The 25,960-nt window shown below is 74.4% G+C and carries 22 protein-coding genes; 8 read left to right on the top strand and 14 right to left on the bottom strand.

The annotated features are described in order from the left end of the window. Positions 1-398: 398 nt before the first annotated feature. From ACFYZF_RS03420 to ACFYZF_RS03410, 3 genes are all read right to left on the bottom strand, one after another. Positions 399-764 carry a WhiB family transcriptional regulator gene (locus ACFYZF_RS03420; protein ID WP_387015434.1) on the bottom strand — a complete coding sequence of 122 codons (366 nt, stop codon included), beginning with the start codon at positions 762-764 and terminating at the stop codon, positions 399-401. A gap of 129 nt (positions 765-893) precedes the next feature. After that, a complete protein-coding gene (locus ACFYZF_RS03415; RefSeq protein ID WP_387015431.1) occupies positions 894-1,148 on the bottom strand; it encodes a hypothetical protein in 255 nt (84 codons plus the stop codon). A gap of 122 nt (positions 1,149-1,270) precedes the next feature. Next, the gene (locus tag ACFYZF_RS03410) at positions 1,271-3,442 is read right to left on the bottom strand and encodes an ATP-dependent DNA helicase UvrD2 (protein ID WP_387015428.1); all 2,172 of its coding nucleotides are present in this window, start codon (positions 3,440-3,442) and stop codon (positions 1,271-1,273) included. Positions 3,443-3,532: 90 nt separating this feature from the next. On the opposite strand from ACFYZF_RS03410, the gene ACFYZF_RS03405 reads away from it, so the two are divergent. Continuing rightward, on the top strand, positions 3,533-3,775 hold the full coding sequence (locus ACFYZF_RS03405; RefSeq protein WP_387015425.1) for a mycoredoxin: 243 nt from the start codon (positions 3,533-3,535) through the stop codon (positions 3,773-3,775). Positions 3,776-3,880: 105 nt separating this feature from the next. Here ACFYZF_RS03405 and ACFYZF_RS03400 read toward each other — a convergent pair whose 3' ends face one another. After that, positions 3,881-5,152, bottom strand: coding sequence for an MFS transporter (locus tag ACFYZF_RS03400; RefSeq protein ID WP_387015423.1), 1,272 nt, complete (start codon positions 5,150-5,152; stop codon positions 3,881-3,883). A 202-nt stretch (positions 5,153-5,354) separates the two neighbouring features. Here ACFYZF_RS03400 and ACFYZF_RS03395 point away from each other — a divergent pair, with 202 nt between their 5' ends. From ACFYZF_RS03395 to ACFYZF_RS03385, 3 genes are all read left to right on the top strand, one after another. Beyond that, positions 5,355-6,332 carry a helix-turn-helix domain-containing protein gene (locus ACFYZF_RS03395; RefSeq protein WP_387015420.1) on the top strand — a complete coding sequence of 326 codons (978 nt, stop codon included), beginning with the start codon at positions 5,355-5,357 and terminating at the stop codon, positions 6,330-6,332. Positions 6,333-6,408: 76 nt separating this feature from the next. Further along, positions 6,409-6,648, top strand: a complete 240-nt coding sequence (locus ACFYZF_RS03390; RefSeq protein ID WP_387015417.1) for a DUF397 domain-containing protein — start codon at positions 6,409-6,411, stop codon at positions 6,646-6,648. A gap of 257 nt (positions 6,649-6,905) precedes the next feature. Then, positions 6,906-7,172: a hypothetical protein gene (locus ACFYZF_RS03385; protein WP_387015414.1), complete on the top strand. Its 267-nt coding sequence runs from the start codon at positions 6,906-6,908 to the stop codon at positions 7,170-7,172. 168 nt (positions 7,173-7,340) lie between these two features. Here the strand turns inward: ACFYZF_RS03385 and nudC are convergent, their stop codons facing one another. The 4 genes from nudC to ACFYZF_RS03365 all read right to left on the bottom strand — a co-directional run bounded on the left by nudC (position 7,341) and on the right by ACFYZF_RS03365 (position 12,300). Continuing rightward, entirely contained in the window at positions 7,341-8,306 is a 966-nt protein-coding gene (gene nudC / locus ACFYZF_RS03380; protein WP_387016043.1) for an NAD(+) diphosphatase, read from the bottom strand. Positions 8,307-8,320: 14 nt separating this feature from the next. Next, positions 8,321-9,664, bottom strand: a complete 1,344-nt coding sequence (locus ACFYZF_RS03375) for a M16 family metallopeptidase (RefSeq protein ID WP_387015411.1) — start codon at positions 9,662-9,664, stop codon at positions 8,321-8,323. A 174-nt stretch (positions 9,665-9,838) separates the two neighbouring features. Then, positions 9,839-11,149 carry a M16 family metallopeptidase gene (locus tag ACFYZF_RS03370; RefSeq protein WP_387015408.1) on the bottom strand — a complete coding sequence of 437 codons (1,311 nt, stop codon included), beginning with the start codon at positions 11,147-11,149 and terminating at the stop codon, positions 9,839-9,841. Positions 11,150-11,205: 56 nt separating this feature from the next. After that, a complete protein-coding gene (locus tag ACFYZF_RS03365) occupies positions 11,206-12,300 on the bottom strand; it encodes an LLM class flavin-dependent oxidoreductase (protein WP_387015406.1) in 1,095 nt (364 codons plus the stop codon). Positions 12,301-12,484: 184 nt separating this feature from the next. Between ACFYZF_RS03365 and ACFYZF_RS03360 the strand changes: the two genes are divergently transcribed. The 4 genes from ACFYZF_RS03360 to ACFYZF_RS03345 are packed head-to-tail and all read left to right on the top strand — an operon-like array spanning position 12,485 to position 15,719. After that, the gene (locus ACFYZF_RS03360) at positions 12,485-13,549 is read left to right on the top strand and encodes an ABC transporter substrate-binding protein (RefSeq protein ID WP_387015403.1); all 1,065 of its coding nucleotides are present in this window, start codon (positions 12,485-12,487) and stop codon (positions 13,547-13,549) included. Further along, positions 13,546-14,325, top strand: coding sequence for an ABC transporter ATP-binding protein (locus ACFYZF_RS03355; protein ID WP_161685524.1), 780 nt, complete (start codon positions 13,546-13,548; stop codon positions 14,323-14,325). Before ACFYZF_RS03360 ends, ACFYZF_RS03355 begins: the two co-directional genes overlap by 4 nt. Then, on the top strand, positions 14,315-15,199 hold the full coding sequence (locus ACFYZF_RS03350; RefSeq protein WP_387015400.1) for an ABC transporter permease: 885 nt from the start codon (positions 14,315-14,317) through the stop codon (positions 15,197-15,199). Before ACFYZF_RS03355 ends, ACFYZF_RS03350 begins: the two co-directional genes overlap by 11 nt. Position 15,200: 1 nt before the next feature. Further along, entirely contained in the window at positions 15,201-15,719 is a 519-nt protein-coding gene (locus ACFYZF_RS03345) for an RrF2 family transcriptional regulator (RefSeq protein ID WP_387015398.1), read from the top strand. Between the two features lie 45 nt (positions 15,720-15,764). On the opposite strand, the gene ACFYZF_RS03340 is transcribed toward ACFYZF_RS03345, so the two are convergent. From ACFYZF_RS03340 to ACFYZF_RS03315, 6 genes are all read right to left on the bottom strand, one after another. Then, on the bottom strand, positions 15,765-15,986 hold the full coding sequence (locus ACFYZF_RS03340) for a hypothetical protein (protein WP_387015396.1): 222 nt from the start codon (positions 15,984-15,986) through the stop codon (positions 15,765-15,767). 171 nt (positions 15,987-16,157) lie between these two features. Beyond that, complete coding sequence (locus ACFYZF_RS03335) at positions 16,158-17,531, bottom strand: DEAD/DEAH box helicase (RefSeq protein ID WP_387015393.1); 1,374 nt, start codon at positions 17,529-17,531, stop codon at positions 16,158-16,160. Positions 17,532-17,761: 230 nt separating this feature from the next. Next, positions 17,762-17,965 carry a cold-shock protein gene (locus tag ACFYZF_RS03330; RefSeq protein WP_161685538.1) on the bottom strand — a complete coding sequence of 68 codons (204 nt, stop codon included), beginning with the start codon at positions 17,963-17,965 and terminating at the stop codon, positions 17,762-17,764. 249 nt (positions 17,966-18,214) lie between these two features. Beyond that, the gene (locus tag ACFYZF_RS03325) at positions 18,215-21,595 is read right to left on the bottom strand and encodes an ATP-dependent helicase (protein ID WP_387015390.1); all 3,381 of its coding nucleotides are present in this window, start codon (positions 21,593-21,595) and stop codon (positions 18,215-18,217) included. Next, entirely contained in the window at positions 21,592-25,335 is a 3,744-nt protein-coding gene (locus tag ACFYZF_RS03320; RefSeq protein WP_387015387.1) for an ATP-dependent helicase, read from the bottom strand. Before ACFYZF_RS03320 ends, ACFYZF_RS03325 begins: the two co-directional genes overlap by 4 nt. 75 nt (positions 25,336-25,410) lie before the next feature. Next, positions 25,411-25,956, bottom strand: a complete 546-nt coding sequence (locus tag ACFYZF_RS03315) for a TIGR00730 family Rossman fold protein (protein ID WP_387015384.1) — start codon at positions 25,954-25,956, stop codon at positions 25,411-25,413. Positions 25,957-25,960 lie beyond the last annotated feature (4 nt).

Below are 25,960 nucleotides of genomic sequence, written 5' to 3'. Positions count from 1 at the left end.
ACGCCCCCCCCCCCCCCCCCCCCCCCCCCCCCCCCCCCCCCCCCCCCCCCCCCCCCCGGCCCCCCCCCCCCCCCCCCCCCCCCCGCCCCCCCCCCCGCCCCCGGGGGGGGGGCGGGGCCCCCCCCCCCCCCGACACGCCCCCGCGTGTGTCGTGTTCGGTTACAGAACGCCCAGGTCGCGAGCCGACTGGCTGCGGCTGTTGATCGCGACGGTACGGGCGGATCGGGTTGCCTCAGTGCTCGTGGTGGTGCGACCGGCCTGAGGCCGGGGCATTCGGGCCCGGGACAACGCTTCGTGGAGTAGTTGCATCTCGACGGCTCCAATGGGCATGTTCATCATGGGTCTCAGCTCTCTCGTTGCCGGTGTGGCACCGGCGGGGATGGTGCGGATCGGGTGTGTCAGGCAGCAAGCCGGACGGTGTTACGCGACGAGGACAGCCCACTGGCCGCCAGGCGCGCCTCGGCCTCGACCTTCAGCGCGGCGTCGCGGGCGACATCCTCCTTGCGCGGGCGGCCCCGGGGCCGCTTGCGCGGAACGACCGCGCCACGCTCGAAGATCTCGCCGCCCCAGACGCCCCAGGGCTCGGCCCGCTCCACCGCCCCGGCGAGGCACTCGACGCGCAGCGGGCAGTCCCCGCAGAGCGACTTGGCCAGCTCGAGCTCGGTAGGCGAGTCGGAGAACCACAGGTCGGGGTCGAACTTCCGGCAGGACAGGTTCGCCTCCATCTCGACGCTCACGTCGACGGGGGCCAACGCCAGACTCATCTCCCGGTCACCTCTCTCTCACATCGATCTCGTGGATCAGAATTCCGACATACTTCGGCGGGCAAAAAACTGAGGCCGCGGATCCCAGTAGCGGGTTCCGCGGCCTCGAGGTGAGCCGGAGTCTGAGGATCAGACCGGTCTACCTCGAGGTGGAACGCCGCGGACATCCGTGCGCTTCTCAGCGCCATCGATGCCCATGCCCGTGGAGCCACTGACCCTCTCGACTCCGGTCAGCGGCGCGACGGTCAGATTCAGCTCGGCCTGAACCTGGACCTGGTGCGCTTGCGGAGCCGACGGTCGAGCGGCGAGGGCCACCCGGACAGCCGACAGCGGAGCAACGGCAGCGGGCATCCCCGCCGGGGGCTCATAGGTAAAGATCTCCATTGGTGACACCTCCCTCACGTTCCTCGAAGTCGACTGGCCTCTACCCCTGAGCAGCCGGAATGGCGCTGCTCGCGAGGTGTGTCCCGAGGCTATTCCTCGCCCGGGGGCGAGGGCAAACGAATTTACGGCTCGATTTCGAAAGTTTTCTCAGGGCAGACGTCGTCGACCGCCGCGCCCTCCACGAGGGCCAGCACCGGATCGCCGTACAGGCCGAGTTTGCGGGGGCCGATGCCGGCGATCGCGATCAGCTCCTCGGGCCGGCCTGGTCGCCGTTCCGCCAGCGCGACGAGGGTGGCGTCGGTGAACACCACGTACGCCGGCACCTTCTGCGCCCCGGCCACCCGCGCGCGCCAGTCGTGCAGCCGCTCGTACAGGCCCTGGTCGATGTCGGACGGGCAGGTCGGGCAGCGGCCGAGCTTGCGGTCCGGGCCGGCGAGCAGGGTCGCACCGCAGATCCGGCAGGGGACCATCTGGGGACGGCGGCGCTCGACCCGCCGGGCCGCCGGGCCGGCCCCGGCCCCGGCCCGCTCGGTCCCGCCGCCGGAGCGGTCGAGCTGGGGCAGGAACCGCGACGGCCGCCGGGCCCGCCCACCGGGCGAGCGGGCCACCGCGTACGACAGCCAGAGCCACTCGCGGGCCCGGGTGATCCCGACGTAGAGCAGGCGGCGCTCCTCCTCGACCTGCTCGGCGGTGCGGGCATACGTGGTGGGCAGGGTGCCCTCGGAGAGCCCGACCAGGAAGACCGCGTCCCACTCCAGGCCCTTGGCCGAGTGCAGGGACGCCAGGGTCACCCCCTCCACCGTCGGCACGTGCTGCTGGGCGACCCGGCGGGCCAGCTCGTCGTTGAAGTCGGCCAGCGTCACCGGGCGCTCCACGGCGGCGGCCTCGCCGATCGGCAGGACCGGCGGGCTGGCCCCGTACTCCTCGGCGAGCTGGACCAGCGCGGCCAGGGCCTCCCACCGCTCCCGCGCCGCGCCCCCGGCCGGGGCGGCGTCCGGGGCCCAGCCGACCGCCGACAGGCCCTCCACCACGGCGTCACGCAGCGGGGTGTCGCCGGGGATCGAGCGGGTCGCGGCCCGCAGCGCCACCATCGCCTGGCGCACCTCGGGCCGCTCGAAGAACCGCTCGGCGCCCTGCACCACGTACGGCACCTCGGCGTCGGTGAGCGCCTTCTCGTAGGCCTCGGACTGGGCGTTGGCGCGGAACAGCACGGCGATCTCCCGGGCCGGGGTGCCGGCGTCGACCAGCGCCCGACAGCGGGTCGCCACGGCGGCGGCCTCGGCCGGCTCGTCGGTGAAGATCCGCAGCTCCGGTTCGGGGCCGGTCGGGCGCTGCCCGCGCAGCTCCAACCGCAGCCGGGCCTCGGTGCCCCTGGCCTGGGAGATGACGGCGTTGGCCAGCCCGACCACCTGCGGGGTGGAACGGTAGTCCCGGACCAACCGGACCACGGTGGCGCCGCGGTGCCGGCGGGGGAAATCGACCAGGTACGCCGAGGTGGCCCCGGTGAACGAGTAGATCGTCTGGCTGGCGTCGCCGACCACGGTCAGGTCGTCCCGGCCGCCGAGCCACGTCTCCAGCAGCCGCTGCTGCAACGGGTTGACGTCCTGGTACTCGTCGACCACGAAGTGCCGGTACTGGCCGCGAACCTGCTCGGCCACGTCCGGATGCTCCTCGATGCCCCACACGGCGGCACGCAGCATGTCCTCGAAGTCGATCACCCCGTTGGACCGCTTGAGCCTCTCGTACGCGGCGAACACCTCGGCCACCTTCGCCGGCTCGTGCGGCGTGTCGCGCAGCGCCTTCGCCGCCGCGACGACGTACTCCCCTGGCTCGACCAGGGACGACTTGGCCCACTCGATCTCGCCGGCCAGGTCCCGGGCGGCGGCCCGGTCGGTCCGCAGGCCGACCCGGGCGGCGGCGAGCGTGACCACCCGGGCCTTGCTGTCCAGCAGCTCGGGCATCGCCCGGCCCGCCAGCAGCCGGGGGGCGAAGTAGCGCACCTGGCGCAGCGCGGCAGCGTGGAAGGTGCGCGCCTGCACGCCCTGCGCCCCGAGGGCGGTGAGCCGGGCCCGCATCTCGGCGGCGGCGCGGGCGGTGAAGGTGACCGCGAGCACGTGCCGAGGGGACACCTCGCCGGTCAGCGCCCGGTGGGCGATGCGTGAGGTGACCGCCCGGGTCTTGCCGGTGCCGGCGCCGGCCAGGACGCAGACCGGGCCGGCGGGGGCGGTCACCGCGGCGCGCTGCTCCGGGTCCAGCCCGGCGAGCACCAGTTCCGACGCTGAGTGAACCCCCACAGCGAGGAATCATCTCAGCTCCCTCTGATGTTGCAGCGGTTAGCCTGGCCTGACCGGATGGGCGGAACGGACTTTGGAGGACACCCGATCATGTTGACGATGTACTCGACCCCGTGGTGCGGCTACTGTCACCGGCTCAAGTCGCAGCTCGACCGGGAGGGCATCGCGTACCAGGTGGTCGACATCGAGCAGGACGCGAAGGCCGCCGAGTTCGTGATGAAGGTCAACGGTGGCAACCAGACCGTCCCGACGCTGCACTTCGCCGACGGCAGCGCCCTCACCAACCCGTCCATCACCCAGGTGAAGCAGCACCTGGCCGCCCTACCCACCTGACCATCACACCGCGCCCCCTCCGATGAGGCGCGCACTCTCCCGGAAAGAGTGGCCGTTCCTCCTGGAACGGCCACTCTTTCCGGGTATTTGCAGGGTGGGTGGGGGTCAGGGAGTGAGGCGGGGGTCGGGGGTCGCCGGCGCGGGCGGGCGGCGTTGGAGCGGGATGCGGACCACGGGGGCGGGGGCGGCAGTGGAGGTGGGGGTGGAGAGGCGGCGGCCTCGCCACAGGAAGACGCCGGCGGCCGTGGTGGTCAGGCCGACCAGCGCGAACAGCAGCCGATAGTCGAACACGCCGACCAGCAGTGCGCCGGTGCCGATGGAGACCGCCTGAGGGCCGCTGACCAGGGCCTCCGACGCCGCCGAGACCCGACCGAGCAGGCCCGTCGGGGTACGCCGTTGGATGAGCGTGTTCAGCCCAACCGTGATCAGCGGAAGCGCGGCTCCGGCCAGCAGCAGCGCCGCGCAGCCCAGCCAGAGGGCCGGGTACGCCAGGGCCAACGCGGCCGGGCCGAACAGGGTCACCCCGGCGGCCAGCGTGCCCACCTCGCCCGCGCGGCGTACCACGGCGGCGGAGAACAGGCCACCGACCAGCCCGCCGATGCCCTGCACGGTGACCAGCACGCCGACGAACGCGGCGTCGCGGCGCAGCCCGTGGTCGACGTACGCGAAGATCAGTGACTCGGTGAAGCCCATCACCAGCGAACCGAGGCCGTAGCCGAGCAGCGCCCGACGCAGCGCCGGCTCGCCGGCCAGGTGGCGCAGCCCGGCCCCCAGCTCGGCCGACCACCGCAGCTCGCCGCCGGCCGACGGCGTCTCGGGCACCCGGAGCAGGACGACCACGGCGGCGGCCACGACGAACCCGGTCATCGCCAGCGCGGTCAGCAGCCAGCCGCCGACGGCGGCGTAGAGCGCGGCCCCGGCGAGCGGCCCGATCAGCCGCAGCCCCTGGCGCACGGTCTGCAGCACGCCGTTGGCGTCGGCGAGCAGCTCGACGGGGACCAGTTGCCGGATCAGGCCGCTGACCAGCGCGCTCAGCGTCAGGTACGACAGCCCGTACAGGGCCGCCACCACGTAGATGAGCCAGACGTCGGCGCTCTCGGAGACGGTGAACAGCGGGGTGAGCAGCGCGGCGGTGGCGAGGTTCGCGACGATGAAGAAGGGCCGCCGGGGGTACCGGTCCACCGCCCATCCGACCAACGGCGCGAGCACCATCGGCGCGATGATCGCGAAGATCGTCGCCCCGGCCAGCCCGTCGGAGCCGGTCAGGTCCTTCACCCAGATGGCGAGGGCGAGCAGCAGGATCGACTCGGCTGCCATGCTGGCCAGCAACCCGCCGAACAGCAGGCGGAACTCGGGGCGGCGCAGGACGGTGCGCATCGGGTTTCCTCTCGGAGGGTGGCCGGGGGCCACGGGGGTCGACGGCGACGTCGTCGGGATCGCTCGTCTGCGGTCCTCTTTTCTGCGAGACACGCCCCCGTCGGGGCGTCCGACTCCAGTCGCGCCGTCCATACTGACCGTGGGGGGCGAGTTTCATACAGTTACCGTCGCGTCCGCGGCGGTCGACGGAAAAGAGGACACCGTGCCTCCAGCCGGACCCAGCCCGATCATGCGTCGCCGCAGGTTGGGCAATGAGCTGCGCCAACTGCGCGAGGCCACGGGCCTCACCGGGGACCAGGTCATCGCGCGAATCGGCTGGGCCTCCGCGTCCAAGCTGTCCCGCTTGGAGAACGGCCGCAGCCGTCCCGACCCCGACGACGTCCTGGCCCTGCTGGATCTCTACGGCGCCGGCGGCGAGTCACGCGCGGAGCTGCTGGGCATCGCCCGGGAGGCCGGTGACATGCGGGGCTGGCTGAAGAAGTACCCGGTGATGACACCGCAGCAGCGCACGTTCGCCGAGTTGGAGGCGGGCTGCACCGAGATCCGGGAATACAACCCGGTGCTGGTCCCGGGTTTGTTGCAGACCCAGGGGTACGCCCGGCTGCGAATCGTCTCGGCCCAGCAGGTCGAGTCCGGCGCGGGGGCCCCGGAGCCCGGCGAGGCCCCGGAGACCGAGGTGGCCGCCCGGTTGGCCCGCCAGTCGCTGTTGGACCGGGCCGACGCGCCGCGCTACACGGCGGTATTGGAGGAGGCGGCGTTGGGCCGGCGGGCCGGACCGCCGGACGTGCTGTGGGAGCAGCTCCGGCAGCTCTGCGAGCTGGCCATGCTGCCGAACGTCACCCTGCACGTGCTGCCGCGGGACACCCCGATCGGCGACTGGTACCTCCCGCCGACCGCTTTCTCGATCTACCTGTTCGCCGACCCGCTCGACCCGGAGACGCTGGCCATAGAAGGTGGCTTCACCAACGTCATGTCAACCGAGGTAAGCGTACTAAATCGCTATAAAGTGGTCTTCGAGTGGTTGCGCTCGGCCGCGCTCTCCGAATCGGACACCATCACCTGGCTCTTCGAGGCTTCGGGGCGGCTGGCCGAGGCGGTGGGCCCGTCCGCAGTCGGCCACGGGCCGGCAACGGCGCCGGCCCAGCGCCGCCGACACTCCGGACGACTGACGGAGCGGTGACCCACCGCAGGACCCGCCCCGTCCGGGCGTGCGGCGCCACTCGTCCCGTCGGAGCAGTTCCAGTCAGGAGCAGACCATGAACGACATCCGCAACACGCCGTCCGCACTCGCCGGGCAGCTGGCCGATCTGCCGTGGCGGACCAGCACCCGCAGCCAGACGTCGAACTGCGTCGAGGTGGCCCCGCTGAGCGTGGGCCCGGCCGCGGTCGCCCTACGCGACAGCAAGGACCGCGGCGGCCCGGTGCTGCTGTTCGACCGCGCCGGCTGGCGGGGGTTCATCGCCGGGACAAGGGCCGGGCAGTTCGATCTGACCTGATCCGGTGATCGGGCGGGGCCGTCGGCGGTGTGCCGGCGGCCCCGACGCGTATCCGGCGTGCCCGGCCCGAGGCGTGCCCGGCCCGGACACGTACCCGGCGTGCCACCCCTGCTGAGCAGGGTTCATCCGATCGGGCGACCCTGCGAACCAATCGGCGGGTTTCACTTGCTGGGACGCCGTCCGGGCGTAACATGTCGACAGAGTGACGTGGAACTTCCACGGAGTACCGTCCGTCACGGTCGCATCCGGAGTTACCCATGCGGTTCCTGATCGTTCGCACCGACATCCGCGCCGCCGCCGACATCGACATCGCCGCGGCCTGGGCCGGCGGGGGTCGGGTCCGGGACGAGACGACCAGCCCGGAGCCGCGCCGCCAGGTGGTGCACGCCGAGGACCGGGACGCCGCCCTGATGCTGGCCCGGGCCCTGTCGACGGTGGGCGCGGTCCGCTACGGCAGGCAACGGGTAAAGGTGCTTCCCCTCGGCGACTCCGCTCCCCGCCGCCGGCTCGACTCCGGCGGCTGACCCACCCGACGTCCGTCGTGGTCGGACCGGCTCCCCCGCCGTTTCCTCGCCTCACCCGACCAGGGCGGCCCGTGTTCCCGGCCCGGGACCGTCGCGGCAACGACGGTCCCGGGCCGGGACCGTGTCCGGCGCCGGCCGGAGCCGGGACGGGACGGCGGGCCGGGACGGTCAGCAGTGGCCGTCGAGCCAGCGGTGGATCAGGAAGAGCGCGATCGACGAGGGCGGGGGCAACACCAACCGGTCGCCGCCGCCCACGTCCACCGGCCGCCCGGCCAGCGCCGCGCCGATCTCCCGCCGGGTGAACCAGCGGGCGTGCGTGATCTCGGCCGGGTCCAGGTGCACGGGGTGCTCCGGGTCGGCCAGGGCGAGAAAGCCGAGCATCAGTGAGCCGGGGAACGGCCAGGACTGGCTGCCCGCGTACACGATCTCCTCGACCGCGACGCCGACCTCCTCGCCGACCTCGCGCAGCACGGCGGCCTCGGCCGACTCGCCCGGCTCCACGTACCCGGCGAGGCAGGAGTACCGGCGCCCGCCCGGGATACCCGCCCAGGCGGCGTTGCTGCCGAGCAGACAGCGCCCCTGGAGCCCGTCGACCCCGTCGTGCACCAGGACGATCATCGCCGGGTCGGTACGCGGCCAGACCCGGTCGCCGTCCGGGTCGGTCCGGGACCAGCCGGCCTCGTCGACCCGGGTGGGGAGGCCGGTGGCCGAGGAGTAGCCGTGCCGGACGTGCCAGTTGGTCAGCGCCAGCGCGGTGGTGAAGATGCCGGCGTCCCGGTCGAGCAGCAGGTGGCCGACGTCGTGCAGGTGCGCAGCCCGGGTGCCCGGCAGCTCGGGCAGCGGGCTGTCCACGGCGAACACCGGCACCCCGTCCGGCTCGACGCCCAGGAACATCGGGACCGAGCGGGGCACCTCGGGCAGCTCGCCGGGGCCGAGCAGCACCAACTCCGGAGGGGAGGCGTCGGCCCGGACCAGGGTCCGCCCGTCGCTGGCCGAGTCGAGCACCAGCACCCGGGCCCGTTCCCAGGCCTCGGCCAGCCACACCGGGTCGGCCCGCCGGTGCGCGGCCCGATCGAGGGTGGACCGGGCCAGCGGCGGGGCGGTCTCCCCGCTCGTGCCGGAACCCCGGACCAGCCCTCGCCCGGCGGTCACGGCCTGGCCGGCTCGGTGCGCACCGGGGCGAGCGCGGACAGGGCAGGGGCGATCCGCTCGGCGTCGCCGAGCACCACGGTGACCGCCCGCGCCGGGGCCAGGTAGCGCCGGGCCGCCTCGGCCACGTCGGCGACGGTGGCCTTCGCAAGCCGGGCGGCGTGTTCGGTGAGGAAGTCCAGGCGCAGCCCGTTGGCCGCAAACACACTGGTCAGCGACGCCAGTCCGGCCTGGGTGGACATGCCGAGCTGGAGGGTGCCGAGGGCGTACTGGCGGGCCTGCTCCAGCTCGTCCGGCTTCGGCGGCAGGGAGGCCAGCCGACCCAACTCGTACATCGTCTCCAGCAACGCCGGACCGGTGACCTCGGTGGCCACCTCGGCGGCGGCGATCAGCACCGACCCGGCCACCGAGTGCTCGACCAGAGAGTGCGGGCCGTACGTGTAGCCCTTGTCCTCGCGGATGTTCTCCACCCAGCGGGAGGAGAAGTAGCCGCCGAAGAGCAGGTTGGCCAGTTGCAGCGCGGCGTGGTCGGGGTGGGTGCGGGGCACCGCCGGCAGGGCGATGCGCAGCGAGGACTGCACCGATCCGGGCCGGTCGACCAGCAGCAGCGGGCCGGGCTCCAGCGGCGGGGCGGGCGGCAGCTCGCCGTCGTGCCCGGCGCCGCTCCAACCCGACAGGGCCTTGTCTGCGGCGTCCAGCGCCCGCTCCGGCTGCACGTCGCCGACCAGCACCAGCACCGCGTCGGCCGGGTGTACCCGCTCGGCGTGCAGCCGACGCAGCGCCGCCGGCCGGACCGCGTGCACCTGCTCCGGCTCGGGAGTCTGCACGGCGTACGGGTGCTTGCCGTAGACCCGCCGGAGCAGGGCGTTGCGGGCCAGGTGGGCCGGTTGGCTCTGGGCCACCTGGATCCGGTCGACCAGCCGGTCCCGCTCGGTGCCGACCTCCTCGCCCGGGTACGTCGCCCCGGTCAGCACCTCGGCGAGGATCTCCAGCATCCGGTCCAGCCCGGTGACCAGGCCGGCGCCGGAGATCATCAATCTGTCCGGGTCGATGCCGGCGGAGAGCCCGCCGCCGACCGCCTGGAGTTCGGCGGCGATCTGCACGCTGGTCATCGACGCCGTGCCGGAGAGCATGGTCTGCGCGAGCATCGCGCCCCGGGCCAGGGGGATCCGGTTGGTCGGCATCCACAGCCGCAGCTCGACCAGGGGGACGGCCGGCCGGCGCACCGCGATGACGGTCAGGCCGTTGCCGAGCCGGCGCTCGGCCTGCTTGGGCACCTTGAACCTGCGGTTCGGGCCGAGCGGCGGCAGCGCCCGCGCCCCGGCCTGGGCGGTTGCCGTCACCTGACCCTCCTTCGTTGGCGACTGCGGGGCTCGCAAAACCGGCTCACTCCTCGCACTCACAGGTTCATCTCCGTTCGCGACTGCGGGGCTCGCAAAACCGGCTCACTCCTCGCACTCACCGAGCCTCCCCCGTTCGCGACTGCGGGGCTCGCAAACCCGGCTCACTCCTCGCACTCACCGAGCCCCTCCTGCGATGACCTCGACAGACGCACGGCGCTCCGGCCGCAGGGCCGCGGCGGCGGCCCGGACCTGCTCGTCGGTGACCTCGCCGACCAGTCGGGGCAGCTCGTTGAGCAGGCCAGGCTCGCCGCGCTGCTGTTCCAGCACCGCCATCCGCAGCGCCCGACCGAGCACCGCGTCGGTGTCGCGCAGCAGGTGGGTGGCCATTCGGGCCTGGGTACGGGCCAGCTCGCCGTCGGTGGGACCGTCGGCGGCCAGCCGGTCCAGCTCCTCGTCGACGGTGCGCAGCACCTTGTCCACGTCGCCGCCCGGTGGCAGGTGTGCCTGGAGCAGCAGCGCGGTGGGGCCACGCACGTCGAACGGGTCGCCCATGAAACCGACGTACCCGCCGAGGCTGGTCACCGCGCGGTCCCGCTGGACCAGCCGCTCGACCAGCCGGGACGCGTCGCCGTCGGTGAGCACCTCGGCGAGCACCACGTACGGCAGGTAGCCGGCGAAGTCGGTGATCGGGTCGGGCACTCGCCAGGCGGCGGCCACCGCGGGCAGCGGGGCCAGCGCGTCCGTGTACGACGAGCGCCGCTCGGCGGTCAGGTCGGGCTCGTCGAAGTCGGGGCGCTGCGGGGCGGGGCGGGCCGGCACGTCGCCGAAGTGCCGCTCGATCAGCGCGGTGGCCTCGGCCACCTCGATGTCCCCGCTGACCGCGAGCACGGCGTTGCCGCTGGCGTAGTAGCGGCGGAAGAAGTCCGCCGCGTCGGCGACGGTGGCCGACTCCAGGTCGTCGAAGGAGCCGTAGCCGTCGTGCGCGTTCGGGAAGGTGTCGAACATGACCGGCGGCAGGGTCAGCCACGGGAACCCGCCGTACGGGCGGTTGAGCACGTTGACCCGGATCTCCTCCTTGACCACGTCGACCTGGTTGCGCAGGTTCTCCTCGGTCAGCCGGGGGCCGCGCATCCGGTCGGCCTCCAGGAACAGCGCCCGCTCCAGGGCGTTGCTCGGCAGGGTCTCGTAGTAGTCGGTGTAGTCGTGATGGGTGGAGCCGTTGAAGGTGCCGCCCGCCCCCTGCACGTGCCGGAAGTGGGCCAGCTTCTCCAGGTTCTCCGAGCCCTGGAACATCAGGTGCTCGAACAGGTGGGCGAAGCCGGTACGCCCCTCGGGCTCGGACCGGATGCCGACGTCGTAGATCACCGCCACCCCGATCACCGGGGCGCTGCGGTCGGGGGTGAGCACCACCCGCAGGCCGTTGTCGAGGGTGAACCGCTCGACCGGATACTTCGTCGCTGGAATTCTCGATCTCCGCGCCGCCACGGGACCGACCCTAGCGCGTCGACGCCCCCGGCGGCGGCGACCTCCCGCAGGGCGGCTCAGCCCACCGGGGCCGGGGCCACGGCGACGGGCGCGGTCACCCGGGGCAGCACCTCCGCACCGACCCGTTCCGCCTCCTCCCGGTGCGGCCAGCCGGAGAGGACGAACTCGTCGACGCCGTGCCCGGCGTACTCGTCGATCCGGGCCGCGACCTCGGCGTAGCTGCCGACGAGCGCGGTGCCGGCGCCCTCGCGGACCAGGCCGACCCCGGCCCAGAGATTCGGCGCGACGGTGAGCCCGTCGGCGCTCCCGCCGTGCAGGGCGGCCATCCGGGACTGGCCGACCGAGTCCATCCGGCGGTACCGCGCCTGCGCGGCGGCGATCCGCTCAGGACTCATCCCGGCCAGCAGGCGGTCCGCCTCCGCCCACGCCTGTGCGGCGGTCGGGCGGGCGATGACGTGCAGCCGGATCCCGGTGCGCAGGGTCCGCCCCTCCTCGGCGGCCCGGCCGCGGACGCGGTCCACCCGGGTGGCGATCGCGGCGGGCGGCTCGCCCCACATCAGGTACGTGTCGGCCTGTCGGGCGGCCACCGCCTCGGCGGCTGGGGACGCGCCGCCGAAGTAGACCGGGGGCGGGGCCACGAGCGGAGCGGCCAGCCCGCCGCCGGTGACCTGGTAGTGCTCGCCGGCGAAGTCGAACGGGCTCCCGCGCCAGGCCCGGCGGAGCACCTCGACGAACTCGCCGGTCCGCGCGTACCGGGCGTCGTGGTCCAGGAAGTCGCCGTACGCCCGCTGCTCGGCCGGGTCGCCGCCGGTGACGACGTTGAGCGCGAGTCGCCCCCCGGACACCGACTGGAACGCCTCGGCCTGCTGGGCGATCAGGGTGGGCAGCGCGAATCCGGCCCGCACGGCGACCAGCATGCCGATCCGGTCGGTGTGCTGGGCGACGGCCGCGCAGACGATCCACGGGTCGGGGCAGCCGGAGCCGACAGGGGTGAGCAGCGCGGCGAAGCCGGCCGCCTCGGCGGCCCGGGCCACCTCGGTCAGGTAGCCGACGGTGGCCGCCCGGTCGTGCCGCGCCGCGCCGGCCGCGACGGTGGCGGCGCCGACCTGGTGCCCGTCGCCGGAGGTGGGAAGGAACCAGTGGAAGGTCATGCCGACCGCCTCTCCGCCGCCCCCGCCGCCCGGCCGAGGGACGCCGGAGAACCTACCAAGAAGGTAGGAAAACCGGGAATAAGTTCGAGCACGAATCCCGCGATGTGGACGGCTCTTGACGCCGCCCGGACACTGCCCCACTCTTCCTACCAACTCAGTAGGAATACTTCGGATTGGATAGACGATGAGACGGCTCCCCTTCCGTCGGATGCTCTCCCTGGCCACCCTCGCCGTGGTGGGCACGGCGACGCTGGGCATCACCGCCGCGTGCGGCGAGGACGACGGCGCGGCCGAGGGCGACACCGGCCCGGTGACGCTGCGGCTGGGCTACTTCCCCAACATCACCCATGCCCCGGCCGTGGTCGGGGTGGAGAAGGGCATCTTCGCCGAGAAGCTCGGCGGCGACGTCAAGCTGGACACCAAGACCTTCAACGCCGGCCCGGCGGCGATCGAGGCGATCTTCTCCGGCGCGCTCGACGCGACGTACATCGGTCCGAACCCGACGGTGAACGCCTTCTCCAAGTCCAAGGGCGAGGCGGTCCGGGTCATCTCGGGCGCGGCGTCCGGCGGCGTCGCGCTCGTCGTCAAGCCCGGGATCACCTCGGTCGAGCAGCTGCGCGGCAAGAAGATCGCCACCCCGCAGCTCGGCAACACCCAGGACGTCGCGCTGCGCTACTGGCTCAAGGAGAAGGGCCTGACCGCCACCAAGGAGGGCGGCGGCGACGTCAAGGTGGTCCCACAGGAGAACGCCCAGACCGTGGAGACGTTCAACAGCGGGGCGATCGACGGCGCGTGGGTGCCCGAGCCGTTCGTCTCCCGGCTGGTCAACGCCGGCGGCAAGGTGCTCATCGACGAGCGCGACCTGTGGCCGGACAAGAAGTTCGTGATCACCAACCTGATCGTCTCCACCAAGTTCCTCAAGGCCCACCCCGACGTGGTGAAGAAGCTGGTCGAGGGTCAGGTCGCGGCGAACGAGTTCGTCAACACCAAGCCCGACGAGTCGCAGCAGGCCATCTCCGAGCACATCGGCAAGATCAGCGGTAAGCCGCTGGACGTGAAGCTGATCAAGCAGGCGTGGCCGACGTTGGAGTTCACCAACGACCCGATCGCCTCGTCGCTGAAGACCGGCCTGGACCACGCGGTCGCCGTCGAGCTGACCCAGCCGGTCAGCCTGGACGGCCTCTACGACCTGAAGTACCTCAACGAGGTGCTCAAGGCCCAGGGCAAGCCCGAGGTCGCCCAACCATGACGTCGACCACGACGACGCCACGCAGCGCGACCGGCTCGGTCGCGCTGCACGGCGTCACCAAGGTGTACGGGCACGGCGAGAGCGCCGTCCTCGCCCTGGACGGGGTCTCCCTCGACGTCGCGCCCGGCGAGTTCGTCTGCCTCGTCGGCGCCTCCGGCTGCGGCAAGAGCACCCTGCTCAACCTGGTCGCCGGCCTGGACCGGATCAGCGGCGGGCGGATCGAGCTCGGCGACGGGGTCAACCCGGGGCTGATGTTCCAGGAGTCCGCCCTGTTCCCCTGGCTCACCGTCGAGGGCAACGTGGAGGTGCCGCTGAAGCTGCGCGGCATGCCCCGGTCCGCGCGCCGGGAGCGGGTCGCCGAACTGCTACGCACGGTGCACCTGGCCGACTTCGCCCGCAAGCGCCCGCACGAGCTGTCCGGCGGCATGCGGCAACGGGTGGCCCTGGCCCGCACCCTCGCGCTGGACACGCCGGTGCTGCTGATGGACGAGCCGTTCGGCGCGCTCGACGCGATGACCCGGGATCTCCTGCACGACGAGCTGGAGCGGATCTGGACCGAGCGCAAGCTCACCGTCCTCTTCGTGACCCACAACGTCCGGGAGGCCGCGCGGCTCGCCGACCGGATCATCCTGCTCTCCAGCCGGCCCGGCCGGATCATCTACTCCACCCGGGTCGACGTGCCCCGGCCGCGACGCATCGACTCCCCGGAGATCGCGTCCATCGCCGCCGAGGTCACCGACAAGCTCCGTACGGAGGTGGGCCGCCATGGCCAGTGACACGATCGCCGGCACCCCGCGCGCCGACGCGGAGATCTCCGGGCTCGACGCGCTGGAGATCGCCGGCCGGAAGAAGACGACGACCCGGGCCGCGACGATCTGGGCGTCCACCTGGCCGAAGCTGGCGGCGCTCGCCATCGCCATCGGCACCTGGCAGGCCGTGGTGTGGGCCGGGTTCTGGCCGCCGTACTCGCTGCCCGGGCCGGCCGCCGTCGGTCAGGAGCTGCTCCGACAGGTCAGCGGTCCGCAACTCTGGGAGGGGATGGCCACCACCCTGCGCCGGGCGGCCCTCGGCTACATCTTCTCCGTCGGGGTCGGCCTGCTGCTGGGGCTCGCCGTGGCCCGGTCCCGGGTGCTGCGGGCGGCCATCGGCTCGATGATCACCGCGTTGCAGACCATGCCGTCGATCGCCTGGTTCCCGCTGGCGATCCTGCTGTTCGAGCTGAGCGAGAAGGCCATCTTCTTCGTCGTGGTGCTCGGCGCGGCGCCGTCGATCGCCAACGGGGTGATCAGCGGCGTGGACTACGTCCCGCCGCTGCTGCTGCGCGCCGGGCGCAACCTCGGCGCCCGGGGGCTGAACCTCTACCGGTACGTGATCGCCCCGGCCGCCCTGCCCGCCATCGTCGCCGGGCTCAAGCAGGGCTGGGCCTTCTCGTGGCGCAGCCTGATGGCCGGCGAGTTGATCGTGGTGGGCATCTCGCAGACCTCGCTCGGCGCGCAGCTCACCTACTCGCGGGAGCTGTCCGACGCGCCCTGGTTGCTCTCCACGATGATCGTGATCCTGGTCGTCGGCCTGGTGGTCGACGCCGCGTTCGGGGTGGCGGACCGGACGATCCGCCGCCGCTGGGGCGTGCTGGACCAGGCCGGGCAGTGACGTGTACGTCTCCGCGCGCAGCGACTACGCGCTCCGGGCCATGCTCGCCGTCGCCGCCGCCTCGACCGGCGGCGACCAGCTGGCCGGCGCTCGGGGCGGCCCTCCCGAGCCGGGCGGCGAGCTGGTCAAGGCGGCGGCCCTGGCCGAGAGCCAGGCCATCCCGCTGAGCTTCCTCCAGGGCATCCTGCTGGACCTGCGCCGGGCCGGGCTGCTGCACAGCCACCGGGGCACCGAGGGCGGCTACGCCCTGGCCCGTCAGGCCGCCGAGATCAGCGTCGGGGACGTGCTCCGCGCGGCCGGCGGGTCGCTCACCTCGGTACGGGGTCTGCCGGCCGGGCACGCCGGCTACCACGGGGTGGCCACCGGGCTGCGCGACGTGTGGCTGGCGGTGGACGGGGCCATCGCCCTGGTGGTGGACCGGACCACCCTGGCCGACCTGCTCACCCGGGAAGGCCGCGTCGACGGGCCGGACCGGGACAGGCCGGACGCCCTGGGGGCCCGCCCCGTCGGCGGCCCCTGACCGACCTTGGTCGGCCCGGCGGTCCGCCGGCTGAGCGATGCGGGCTCAGCCGGCGGACTCGTCGGTCGTCTCGACGATGGAGGCGGTGAGGTCGCTGCCCGTTCCCCCCGGAACGTGCAGCCCCACCACCCCCGCCGGTGTCCGGCCGTTGCGGGTGGGATGCCACGGAGAGAACGCCGCGACCGTGGCGAGCGCCAGCCCCGCCCCCGCGACCGCCAGCACCACCGTCAGCTCCCGCAGCGCCCCCGACTCGGCGTTGCACGCCATGGTCAACCCCTCCCCCAGTGGGCCGACCCCGCCGACCCGCGTTCCCCCCACGGCAAGCATCGACCACATCGGCGCCGCCGAACAGTCACCGATCGGACCCCACCCTGCCTGATTCCCGACTCAGCGAAGGGGTGGGCGCAGGCGCCGATCGGTGAACCGCGGAGAAGCCGATCAGGCCATCCGGGGACGACGCGGCCGGCGCGACCGGCCCGAGGCGCGGTGCCCGTCCTCGGACAGGCGGGCGGCGCGCGGCGCACCCCCGGTCGCGGCGGTCCCTGCGTGCGACTGGCCGGCGCCGCGGGACGAGCGCGGACCCCGGCCACCGCCCGAGGCGGGCCGCTCCGGAGCCGGGGCGACGATGGTCACCGGCACCCCGGACGGTTCCCGGGCCCCGGTGACCCGGGCCAACGCCCCGTCGCCCGGCCGGACCTGGGTGGACTGCGGCCGGATTCCGGCGGTCGCCATCAGCCGGGACACCTCGCGGCGCTGCTCGGGCAGGACCAGGGTGACCACGGTGCCCGACTCGCCGGCCCGCGCGGTACGCCCGCCCCGGTGCAGGTAGTCCTTCGCCTCGGTCGGCGGGTCGACGTTGACCACCATGTCGAGGCCGTCCACGTGGATGCCCCGGGCCGCCACATCGGTGGCGACCAGCGCGGTCACCTGGCCGGTGCGGAACTGCTCCAGGATCCGGGTGCGCTGCGGCTGGGACTTGCCGCCGTGCAGCGCCGCCGCGCGCACCCCCTTGGACAGCAGCTGGCGGGCCAGCCGGTCGGCGCGGTGCTTGGTGCCCATGAACAGGATGGTGCGGCCCTCCCGGGCCGCGATCTGGGTCAGCGCGGCCGGCTTGTCCTCCGCGTCGACGTGCAGCACGTGGTGCGTCATCGCGGTCACCGTGGCGGTTCCGGGGTCGACGGAGTGCGAGACCGGGTTGGTGAGGAAGCGGCGGACCAGCTTGTCGACGCCGCCGTCCAGGGTTGCGGAGAAGAGCATCCGCTGGCCGTCGGCGGCCACCTGCTCCAGCAGCTTGGTGACCTGCGGCAGGAAGCCCATGTCGGCCATCTGGTCGGCCTCGTCGAGCACGGTCACGGCGACCTGGTCGAGCCGGGCGTCCCCGCGGTTGATCAGGTCGTGCAGCCGGCCGGGGGTGGCCACGACCACCTCGGCGCCGGCGCGCAGCGCGTCCGCCTGCCGTTGCAGGGACAGGCCGCCGACCACGGTGGTGACGCGCAGCCCGACCGCCCGGGCGTACGGGGCCAGCGCGGTGGTCACCTGCTGGGCCAGCTCCCGGGTCGGCACGAGCACCAGGGCAAGCGGACGCCCCGGGCGGGCCCGACGGCCGACGGTGCGGTGCACCAGCGGCAGCCCGAACGCGAGGGTCTTGCCCGAGCCGGTGCGGCCCCGGCCGAGGACGTCCCGGCCGGCCAACGAGTCCGGCAGCGTCGCCGACTGGATCGGGAACGGCTCGGTGATGCCCTGCGCGATCAGTTCGGCGAGCAGCTCCGGCGCGAGGCCGGTGGTGGAGAACGAGGGGATGACGGTGGTCATGCGAGAGCCTTCCTCGACGCGGCACGTGTCGAGGAGGCGCCGGAGTGGCGCTGCACCGGCGGCAGGGCCGCGGTGGTCACAAGCACGAACCGAAGGTGGGGTGCGGCCGGCCCGCGCGGGGCGGGCCGGCCGCGACACCGCGCCTGAGGCGCGATGGGGTGTTCCGAAGAACGGTGGTGCCTGTTCAGATGAACAGTCGTGCCTGTTCCGAGGAACAGTCCTGCCGACGATCAGATCGGACGGATGTTCTCCGCCTGCGGGCCCTTCTGGCCCTGGGTGATCTCGAACTCGACCCGCTGGTTCTCGTCCAGGCTCCGGTAGCCGGAGGACTGGATCGCCGAGAAGTGGGCGAAGACGTCAGCGCCGCCGCCGTCCGGGGTGATGAAGCCGAAACCCTTGTCAGCGTTGAACCACTTAACGGTGCCAATTGCCATGTGTTCTGTCTCCTTGACGGAACGTTCGGCCTCGCACTTGTTGCGAGCCGAAGAGGGAGGAGCGGACCGCACCCGGTATGCGCGGACCACCTGTCGCTTCTGGTCGCCCCGCCCGGAGAGCCCCGGACACAACAAAGAGCGCCTGGGGCTACAATCCGCCAGGCGCACACAGAGTCTCTGGTAACCAAAACTGCAACCCGGATACCGTACCACGATTTCGGCCCGCTGGAACCCCACCGCCGGAAATTCTCATCGCCCGGGGCGGCGGACCGCAGCCGGCACCTCCGGCACTCCCGCGATCAACGCGGTGAGCCCGTCGGCGTCGAGCAGGTCCGCCGGGCGGACCGTCGCCCCGTCCCGCACGTAGTGGAAGGCCGCGCCCACCTGGTCGACCGGCACCCGGGCCAGTTCCGCCCAGGCCAGCCGGTAGACGGCAAGCTGCACCGCAGCCGCCTCGGCCTCCTCGCCGACGGGCTGCCGCCCGGTCTTCCAGTCGACCACGTCATACCGGCCGCCGGGCCGGACGAAGACCGCGTCCATCCGGCCGCGCACCACCACCCCGGCGATAACTGTGGCGAAGGGCACTTCCACCTCCACCGGCACCCGGTCGGCCCACTCCCCGGCCAGGAAGCGCGCCTGGAGTTCGGCCAGCGCCTCGTCGGGCGCCGCGTCGGCGTCGGCCGCGCCCGGCAACTCGTCGACGTCGAGCAGCCGGTCCGCGCCGAAGCGCCGCTCCAGCCAGGTGTGGAACGCGGTGCCGCGCCGGGCGTACGGGTTCGGCTCGATGGGCATCGGGCGGCGCAGGGCGCGGGCGAGTCCCTCCGGGTCACGGCGCAGCGCCACGAGCTGGGTGACCGAGAGCTGGCCGGGCAGGGCCACCTCGACCGCCCCCGCCCCGGCGGCCAGCTCGGCCCGCTCGGCGAGCAGCAGGTCGGACTCCCGCCGCCAGCGCGCCACCTCCGGATCCTCGACCTCGGCCACCCCGACGGCTGGGGCCGGAGGATCCTCGGCGAGGAAGCGGCGAACCAGCGCGGCGGCCTCGGCCAGCGCCGGGCGGCGCCCGCCCAGCGGGTCGGCCGGCCACTCGGCGCGCAGCACCACCTCGGTGGTGGGGTTGGTGGCGTCACCGGCCGGCTCGGGGGTCCACCGGTCGACCAGGTGCCCGGCGTCACCGTCCAGGCACACGTCGTGCACCTCGCGCAGGAACACCGACGGCCCGCGTGGGCGCTTCGTCCCCTCGCCCCACCAGTAGCCGGAGCAGAGCAGCAGCCGCCGGGGGCGGGTCACTGCCACGTACGCCAGCCGGCGCTCCTCCCGCTCGTCGTGCGCCCGCCAGTCGTCGACGAAGTCGGTCAGCGCCCGGGCCACCGCGCGCTGGTCGGCCGCCTCGGCCAGGCCCAGCTCCGGCAGCCCGTCGGCGTCCCCGCGCAGCGGGAAAGGCAGCACTCCCAGCCCGCCGAGCCAGTGGTCGGAGTTGCGCACCGGCCCCGGCCAGCCGCCCCGGCTCAGGCCGGCGACCGCGACCACGTCCCACTCCAGGCCCTTCGCGGCGTGCGCGGTGAGGATCTGCACCGCGCCGGAGACCACCTCCACCTCGCCCGGGGCGAGTCCGCGCTCCTCGTCCTCGGCCGCGGCGAGGTAGGCCAGGAACCCCGACAGGGTGGCCGCCGGGGACTCCCCGCTGAACCGGGCCGCCACGTCGCCGAGGGCGTCCAGGTGGCCCCGGGCGAGGCCGGCGTCGCCGGTGCCGTCCCGACCGGCCCGGACCGCCACCTCCACGTCCAGGCCGATGGTCCGCTCGACGTCCGCGATCAGCTCCGGCAGCGTCTGGTCCAGCCGGTAGCGGAGCAGGGCCAGCTCCTCGCCGTACGCGCGCAGCCGGGCATAGCCCTGGACCGAGTACGCCGGGGCGGGCCCCAGGTCCGCCAGCGCCTCCACCAGGGTGGCCTCGTCGAGCAGGTCGACGGCGATCTGCGGCTCCCCGTCGGCGGCGAGCCGACGGCGGCCGGCGGCGATCGCCCGGGCCCGGCGGTGCAGGGCCACCAGGTCACGCGGCCCGATCCGCCAGCGCGCCCCGGTGAGCAGCCGCAGCAACGCCGCCCCGTCGGTCGGGTCGGCGAGCACCCGCAGGGTGCACACCACGTCCCGCACCTCGGGGGTGTCCAGCAGGCCACCCAGGCCCACCACCTCCACCGGCAGTCCCCGGGCCCGCAGCGCGGTCGAGAGCGCCGGGATCTGGCTGCGCAGCCGGACCAGCACGGCGGTGGTGGGCCGCTGCGGCACCGGGATGTGCTCGGGCAGCGCCTCCGGCATCCGGGCCGCCCCGCGCCAGGCGGCCAGCACGCTGTCGGCGATCCAGTCCGCCTCGTCCGCGTACGTCGGCAGGAGCGCGCAGTGCACGGTGCCGGCGGCCAGGCCACCCGGCGTGCGGTGCGGGATCGGGTCGGCGACGCTCAGCGCGGCGCGCAGCTCGGGCACCCGGGCACCGGCCGCCCGCAGCGGGGTGGCCAGGGCGTTCGCCACGCCCAGGATCTCCGGCCGGTTGCGCCAGCTCGTGGTGAGGCCGAGCACCGCCGCCGGCGCGCCGTCGGGGCGGGCGAACTCGGCGGGGAAGCGGTCCAGGGTGCCGGCGCTGGCCCCGCGCCAGCCGTAGATGGACTGGCAGGGGTCGCCGACGGCGGCCACCGGGTGGCCGCCCCCGAACAGCGCGTTGAGCAGCACCACCTGCGCGTGGCTGGTGTCCTGGTACTCGTCGAGCAGCACCACCCGGTAACGGTCCCGCTCGATCGCCCCGACCGCCGGGTGATCCCGGGCCACCCGGGCCGCCCGGGCGAGCTGGTCGGCGAAGTCCATCGCCTCGAAGTCCGCCTTGCGCCGGGCGTACGCGCGGACCAGCGGCAGCAGCTTCAGCCGGGTCTGCTGGAGGGCGAGGGACTTCCGCACGTCGGCGTAGACCCGGCCGGGGCGGGACTGCACGTCGGCGAAGAACCGGCCGGTCCAGGCGGCCAGGGCGTCCGGGGCGACCAGGTGCTCGTCCAGCTCGCCGGCCAGGGCCAGCACGGCGTCGGTGATGGTGCTGGGCATCCGGTCGACGCTGGTCATGTCGCCGTCGTAGTTGCGCACCAGCAGGTCGACGAGCTGCCAGCGGGACGCCTCGGTGAGCAGCCGGGTGGACGGCTCGTACCCGGCGCGCAGCCCGTGCTCGGTGACGATCCGCCCGGCGTACGAGTGGTAGGTGGACACGGTCGGCTCGCCCGCGAACGGGTCGTCGAGCGGGTCCCGCCCTCGCCGCCCGACCCGGCGCACGAGCTGGTCGAGCCGGGTACGCACCCGGTGGCCCAGCTCGCCGGCCGCCTTGCGGGTGAAGGTCAGCCCGAGGATCTGCTCCGGCCGGACGTACGCGTTGGCGACCAGCCAGACCACCCGGGCTGCCATCGTCTCGGTCTTGCCGGACCCGGCGCCCGCGACCACCAGCAGCGGCTCGACCGGCGCGGCGATGATCGCCGCCTGCTCCCGGGTGGGCGCGGGCAGGCGGAGCAGCTTCGCCAGCTCGACCGGCGTGTACCGGGGGCCGGAGTCGGCGGCCCGGGGCGCCGGGGTCGCGGCGCTGAACAGGGCGGGCTGGGTCACGGCTTCTCGTTCTCGGGGCGGCGGGGGGTCGGCGGCTCGACGACCTGGCGCCCCTGCCCGGACACCGGGCAGCTCGTACGCACCGGGCAGACCCGGCACTTCGAGTTGGCGACAGCGGCGAAGGTGGCGGCGGCCATCGTATCGGCGGTGCGCCGCACCAGCGCGGTCGCCCAGCCCGCCGCCGGCCCCTGCCCCGCCGCCGGCTGGCTCTGCTCCTTGGCGTCCTTCGCGCCGGTGCCGAGCTGCACCAGGGCCGCGCCACCGGACTCGTCGCCGAACTCCGGGAACGCCCCCGACTCCACCGCCGCCTGGTACGCCCCGAGCTGCGGATGCTCGCCGATCTCGTGCTCGGTGACGGCGGTGGACTTGCCGGTCTTCAGGTCGACCACCACCAGCCGGCCGGCGTCGTCCACCTCCAGCCGGTCCACCCGGCCGGTCAACTCGACCGGCCGGTGCGGGTCGTCGAGCCGGACCGCGAACTCGTGCTCGATGGCGAGCAGCCGGCGCGGGTTGCCGGCCAACCAGCGCAGCAGCTTGTCCACCATGGCCTCGGCCCGCTCCCGCTCCGGACCGACCATCCACCGGGCGGCCAGCTCGATCGCGTCGAACCGGGCGGCCACGTACTCCAGCAGGGCGGAACGGTCCGCGCTGGCGTCCTCGGCGAGCATCGCGGCGGCGTGCACCAGGTTGCCCACCCCCTGCGCGGCGCTGGCCGGGCCGCTGCCGCCGTGCCGCTCCAGCAGCCAGCGCAGGCTGCACCGCAGGGCGCTCTCCATCCCCGACGGGGTGACCTTCACCGGCTGCCCCTCGTCGACCAGCGGCCGGTCGTCGGAGAGGCCGCGCAGCCCCCACCAGTCGTCGGGGTGCGCGCCGGGCACCCCGGCGGCGGACAGGCGGGCCAGCTCAGCCGCCGCCGCGCGCCGTCGGTGGTGCGGCGCCGCCGGGTCGGCCACGGCGGTACGCAGCTCCGCGACCAGCGCCGGCAGAGTCAGCGCCCGGGGGGGCCCGGCCACCGGCAGGGTGATGGGCCGGTACTCGCCACCGGCCTCCGGGTCACCGGCCTCCGGGTCACCGGCCTCCGGGCCTGCCGGCCCGGCGTCGCCGGTCGGGCCGGCACCGGGACCGTCGACCGGTCCTCCACCGGGCCCACCGGTCGGCTCGGCCGGGGCCGGGTCGACGTCGGCCGGGGCCGAGGCGACGTCGGCCGGGGCCGGCTCGGCGGGGGCCGAGGCGACGTCGGCCGGGCCGGGCGGCTCGGTCGGGTCCAGCTCGTACAGGAACCGGCTGGGCTGCTCCTCGTGGTCGTCGCCGCCGACCGCGGCCGAGGCGACCGCGCTGACCAGCAGCCGGCGACGGGCCCGGGTCACCGCCACGTGGAAGAGCCGGCGCTCCTCGTCCAGCAGCGCGGACGTCTGCCCGAGCAGGACCGCCCGCCCGCCGTCGCCCTGGCCGCGGCCGGCAAGCACATCGACCAGCCGCTCGGAGCCGAGCAGGCTGCCGCGCAGTCGCAGGTCCGGCCAGACGCCCTCCTGCACCCCGACGATCGCCACCAGGTCCCACTCCAGCCCCTTGGCTGCGTGCGCGGTGAGCAGCCGGACGGCCTCGCCCCGGTCGGCCGTCGCGGCCAGGGTGTCCGCCGGCAGGTCCTGGGCGAGCACGTGGTCGAGGAAGACCTCGGTACGGGCACCGGGCAGCCGGTCGGCGAACCGGGCCGCCGCGTCGAAGAGCACCAGCACGGCGTCCAGGTCCCGGTCGGCGGCCTCGGCCCGCCAACGCCGTGCGGTCTCGTGCTCGCCGGTCGCCGCCTGCCCCCGGGTGATCGCCCCGGCCCAGCGCTCGGCCAGGCCGCTGGCGTTCCACACCTCCCAGAGCACGTCCTCGGCGGTCGCCCCGGGCCGCTCGGCCGCCTCCCGGGCGATGGCGAGCAGGCCGGCCACCGCCTGAGCCGGCTCCGCCCAGCGCCGGTCGATGGCCGCCAGTTCCTCCGGGTCGCGCAGCGCGTCGACGATCAGCTCGCCGGAGGGGCGGCGGTCCCCACCGGCCAGGGCCAGGGCGCGCAGCCCCTGGCGTAGCCGCCGCTCGGCCAGCGGGTCGGCCCCGCCCAGCGGCGAGTGCAGCAGCGCCACCGCCGCCTCCTCGTCCAGCCGCTCCGGCTCGAGCGCGCAGCGCAGCAGCAGCAGCAGTGGAGCCACCGCCGGTTGCAGGTGCAGCGGCAGGTCCTCGCCGTGCACCACGGTCGGCACCCCGGCGGTGTGCAGCGCCCGGCGTAGCACCGGAAGCTGCCGTGCGGTCGAGCGGACCAGCACCGCCATCGCCGACCAGGGCACGCCGCCGAGCAGATGCGCCGCGCGCAGGGCCTGGGCCAACCAGGCGGCCTCGCTGGTGGCCGAGCGGAAGGTACGCACCTCGACCGAGCCGGCCGGGGCTGCCGGCATCGGATGCACCCGGCGGTGGGCCGCCGGGCCACGCAGCCGGCCGGTGAGCCGCCGGGTCGCGGTGAGCAGCCCCGCACCGGCCCGGTACGACGTACTCAGCACGACCTGCGCTGCCGGCGCCCCGGAGACGGTGCGGAACCGGTGCGGGAAGGCGCTCACCCCGGCCGGGTCCGTGCCCCGGAAGGCGTACGTGGCGGAGTCCGGGTCGGCGAAGGCGACGAGGGACTTCCCCCCGCCGGCCACCACGGCGAGCAGGTCGAGCTGGGCCGGGTCGGTGTCGGCCAGTTCGTCGACGTACACATGGGCGAGGCGGCGGCGCTCGGCCTCCAACAGCTCCGGGTCGTCGAGCAGCAGCCCGGTGGCGGCCCGGACCAGCTCCGCCGGGTCATACGCGATCGAGCCGCGGTTGCTGACGTCACGCAGGGCGAGCACGGCGACGTACTCGCGGAGGAAGCGGGCGGCGGCCGGCCAGTCCGCGCGGCCCAGCCTCTCCCCCAGCCGGGCCAGCTCCACCGGACCCACCCCGCGCTCCGCGGCCCGCATCAGCAGGTCGCGGAGCTGGGCCGCGAACGCCCGGGTACGCAGGGCGGGGCGCAGGTCCTCCGGCCAGCCGACCGGGTCGTCGTCGGGCTCCTCGCCGATGACGTCGAGCAGTTCCCGGATGATCAGATCCTGCTCGGGGCCGGTGAGCAGCCGCGGGGACGGCTCCCCCCGCTCGGTGGCGGCCCGGCGCAGCAGCCCGTACGCGTACGCCGGGAAGGTGCGCACCAACGGCTCGCGCAGCACGCGGTGCCCGTCACCGGCCACCCGTGCCTCGATCCGACGACGCAGGTCGGTGGCCTGCCGGCGGCCGAAGGTGAGCACCAGGACCCGCTCGGGGTCGACGCCCTCGGCCACCCGCGCGGCGACCGCCTCGACCAGCGTGCTGGTCTTCCCGGTGCCCGGCCCGCCGACGACGAGCATCGGCCCACCGGTGTGCGCCACGACCTCGGCCTGGAGCGAGTCGTCCCGCCACCCCCGGCCCCGTCCAGCCCCTTCGGCCGGCTCCGCGTCCTCGGCCCGCCCAGCCCCTTCGGCAGGCTCCGCAGGCGGTTCCTCGGCGCGCGTCAGACCGCCGGCAGGCTGCTCGGCGTACGGGTCACCGCTGCCCTCACCAGCCTGTGCGTCATCGCCGCCCGGCCCTCCGGCCCGATGATCCCGCCCGGTCGCGCCCTCGGGCCGACCGTCCCCCCGCGCCGCCCCACCCGACCGGCGGTCCCCCCGGGCCGCCTCGGCAGGCCGACGCACCAGCCGGTACGCCTGCATCCCCCCATCCCACCACGCCCCTCCGACACCCCGCCCACCCCACACCCCGCGCCCCCGCGGTTGGGGCGGGGGCTGTCAGGGGAGGTTCGGGGTGAGGGCGTCCAGGGCGGCGGGGATGCTGTCGACGACCGTGAGGAGGCCCAGGCCGGCCGGCTTGAGGAAGTTGCGGTCGGCGAGGCCGGCCAGCCAGTCGATCAGGGGGCGGTAGAAGCCGTCCACGTCGACCAGCACCATCGGTTTGGTGTGCAGGGCGAGGGTGGCCGTGGTCCAGACCTCGAACAGCTCGTCCAGGGTGCCCAGCCCGCCGGGCAGGGTGAGGAACGCGTCCGACTTGTCGATCATGAGAGTCTTGCGGTCGGCCATGCTGCCGGTGACCAGCAGCTCGTCCGAGGCGAGGTCGGCCACCTCCAGGTCGACCAGGGACTGCGGGATCACCCCCAGGGTGGTCCCGCCGGCGGACCGGGCCCCGTCCGCCACCGCACCCATCATCCCGACGCAGCCGCCGCCGCTGACCAGCGTGTGGCCGCGGCGGGCGATCTCCGCGCCCGCCTCGGCGGCGAGGTCGAGCCAACGCCGGTCGAGGGTACGGGACGACGCGCAGAACACGCAGATCGCCGCCACCGGC

It is taken from the genome of Micromonospora sp. NPDC001898 (assembly GCF_042891255.1).
In the GTDB taxonomy this organism is placed as follows: Bacteria; Actinomycetota; Actinomycetes; order Mycobacteriales; family Micromonosporaceae; genus Micromonospora.
The sequence above is the reverse complement of the archived record's forward strand: the minus strand, read 5'-3'. Positions and strand labels throughout refer to the sequence as shown.

What these genes read in the sequence shown, in the direction of transcription:
- ACFYZF_RS03420 (WP_387015434.1), bottom strand. Translation starts at nt 764, where the DNA reads ATGAGTCTGGCGTTGGCCCCCGTCGACGTGAGCGTCGAGATGGAGGCG.
- ACFYZF_RS03415 (WP_387015431.1), bottom strand. Translation starts at nt 1,148, where the DNA reads ATGGAGATCTTTACCTATGAGCCCCCGGCGGGGATGCCCGCTGCCGTT.
- ACFYZF_RS03405 (WP_387015425.1), top strand. Translation starts at nt 3,533, where the DNA reads ATGTTGACGATGTACTCGACCCCGTGGTGCGGCTACTGTCACCGGCTC.
- ACFYZF_RS03400 (WP_387015423.1), bottom strand. Translation starts at nt 5,152, where the DNA reads ATGCGCACCGTCCTGCGCCGCCCCGAGTTCCGCCTGCTGTTCGGCGGG.
- ACFYZF_RS03390 (WP_387015417.1), top strand. Translation starts at nt 6,409, where the DNA reads ATGAACGACATCCGCAACACGCCGTCCGCACTCGCCGGGCAGCTGGCC.
- ACFYZF_RS03385 (WP_387015414.1), top strand. Translation starts at nt 6,906, where the DNA reads ATGCGGTTCCTGATCGTTCGCACCGACATCCGCGCCGCCGCCGACATC.
- ACFYZF_RS03365 (WP_387015406.1), bottom strand. Translation starts at nt 12,300, where the DNA reads ATGACCTTCCACTGGTTCCTTCCCACCTCCGGCGACGGGCACCAGGTC.
- ACFYZF_RS03360 (WP_387015403.1), top strand. Translation starts at nt 12,485, where the DNA reads ATGAGACGGCTCCCCTTCCGTCGGATGCTCTCCCTGGCCACCCTCGCC.
- ACFYZF_RS03355 (WP_161685524.1), top strand. Translation starts at nt 13,546, where the DNA reads ATGACGTCGACCACGACGACGCCACGCAGCGCGACCGGCTCGGTCGCG.
- ACFYZF_RS03350 (WP_387015400.1), top strand. Translation starts at nt 14,315, where the DNA reads ATGGCCAGTGACACGATCGCCGGCACCCCGCGCGCCGACGCGGAGATC.
- ACFYZF_RS03340 (WP_387015396.1), bottom strand. Translation starts at nt 15,986, where the DNA reads ATGGCGTGCAACGCCGAGTCGGGGGCGCTGCGGGAGCTGACGGTGGTG.
- ACFYZF_RS03335 (WP_387015393.1), bottom strand. Translation starts at nt 17,531, where the DNA reads ATGACCACCGTCATCCCCTCGTTCTCCACCACCGGCCTCGCGCCGGAG.
- ACFYZF_RS03330 (WP_161685538.1), bottom strand. Translation starts at nt 17,965, where the DNA reads ATGGCAATTGGCACCGTTAAGTGGTTCAACGCTGACAAGGGTTTCGGC.
- ACFYZF_RS03320 (WP_387015387.1), bottom strand. Translation starts at nt 25,335, where the DNA reads ATGCAGGCGTACCGGCTGGTGCGTCGGCCTGCCGAGGCGGCCCGGGGG.